Source organism: Microbacterium sp. (assembly GCF_047972865.1).
Classification (GTDB): Bacteria; Actinomycetota; Actinomycetes; order Actinomycetales; family Microbacteriaceae; genus Microbacterium.
Genome location: NZ_JBKEAY010000226.1, coordinates 1 through 1,634, shown reverse-complemented (window position 1 = coordinate 1,634; position 1,634 = coordinate 1). Strand labels below are relative to the sequence as shown.

The 1,634-nt window shown below is 66.8% G+C and carries 1 protein-coding gene and 1 pseudogene; both read left to right on the top strand.

What is annotated here, in order from left to right; translation table 11 throughout:
• Positions 1–61 precede the first annotated feature (61 nt).
• Positions 62–1,072 (top strand): annotated as a pseudogene (locus ACK5KK_RS14060) (C-terminal helicase domain-containing protein); the annotation flags it as partial.
• Positions 1,073–1,191: 119 nt separating this feature from the next.
• A partial coding sequence (locus ACK5KK_RS14055) for an AAA family ATPase (RefSeq protein ID WP_416890710.1) occupies positions 1,192–1,634 on the top strand: 443 nt, incomplete at its 3' end.

Genomic DNA, 1,634 nt, shown 5'->3' with positions numbered 1-1,634 from the left:
CTGGTCATGGCCCATCTCCTGCCCACCTTCCTACTCGTGGAAGAGGTAGGTGCGTTTACGGAACCTTGGCTACGCAGTCACCGCCTACCGTGCCCAAGGCGTCACGACCGACACCGCGCATGTCCTGGTCGAACCGACCTCGACGAGGGAGACCTTCTACGTCGCGATGACCCGAGGGCGGCACTCGAACCACGCCTACGTGACGCTCGACCGCGCCGACGACCACGCGCAGCCACACCCCGGCGACGACCCGCATGCCACTGCGCGAAGCGTCCTCCACGGCGTTCTGCAGCACAGCGGGGCCGAACTCTCGGCGCACGAGACCATCGTCGCTGAGCAGGAACAGTGGGGCTCGATCGCTCAGCTCGCAGCCGAGTACGAGACCATAGCCGCCGCAGCCCAACACGACCGCTGGGCTACCCTCGTCCGTGGCTCCGGTCTCGCCGACGAACAGGCCGAGAACGCCATCGAGTCCGAGGCGTTCGGCCCGCTCACGGCCGAACTCCGACGCGCCGAGGCCAATCATCACAACGTCGATGTGTTGCTGCCGCGTCTCGTGGCAGCGCGCGGGTTCAGCGACGCCGACGACATCGCCGCCGTACTCCACTACCGGGGTCGAACGGGCGACCGCCCGCCCGCAGGCTCAGGCAGGACTCGCAAGCCAGCGCGCCTCATCGCCGGCCTCATCCCGCAAGCGCACGGAGTCATCGACGCCGAGATGCGAGCGGCCCTCGACGAGCGAGAGGAACTGATCGAGGCGCGCGCCGGCGCTGTACTCGAAGCTGCGCTGACCGAGAGCGCACCGTGGACGAAGGCGCTCGGAACGCCGCCCACCGACCGACGACGAGCCCCGGCCTGGCGCAAATCCGCACGCGTAGTCGCCGCCTACCGAGACCGCTACCGCGTCACAGACGACACACCCCTCGGCGCCCCACCCGAGTCTGCGGTCCAGAAGATCGACGCTGCGCGGGCGCGGGCAGCCCTCGACCGAGTGCGAGTGGCCGCTGAACCCGTGGATGATGCTCACGTAGCTCGAAGCCCGTCGAGAGGTGGGCCGTCGCGGGCAATGTAGTGCCAGTGTCGGCCCCAGGGGTGCGGACCCGCGAATGTCGGCGCGGCCAAGTAGCCTCAGAGCCACACGACAGTAGACTTGAATCCACATGACGACACACGGCTGAAGGAGGCGGGGCGATGGCGCGCGCTGATCTACTCCTAGACCTCGTCGAGGCCGAACGCCGCGGTGATCGGGAACGCTTCAAGGTTCTGGTTGAGTCCGTCATCGCCGAAGAACGCGCCAACCAGCATCATCTTCTCGCCGATCGGCTCTCGCAACTCATCACGACGACGGGACAGGGACCCGTCCGCGACGACCGAGCAGCAGCGATCCGCGATCTCGTGCATGAGGTCGTACCGAACCGTCGGCTGCATGAACTCGAACTTGCACCGGTCCCGCAACGAGTCGTGACCGAACTGATCGAGGAGCAGAAGCGCGCCGAGCTTCTGCGTAGTTACGGTATTGAGCCGCGCAACCGACTTCTGCTGTCTGGCCCGCCTGGAAACGGCAAGACGAGCGTGGCGGAAGCGATCGCGGCAGAACTGATGCTTCCCTTCTACGTGATCCGCTACGAGGGAGT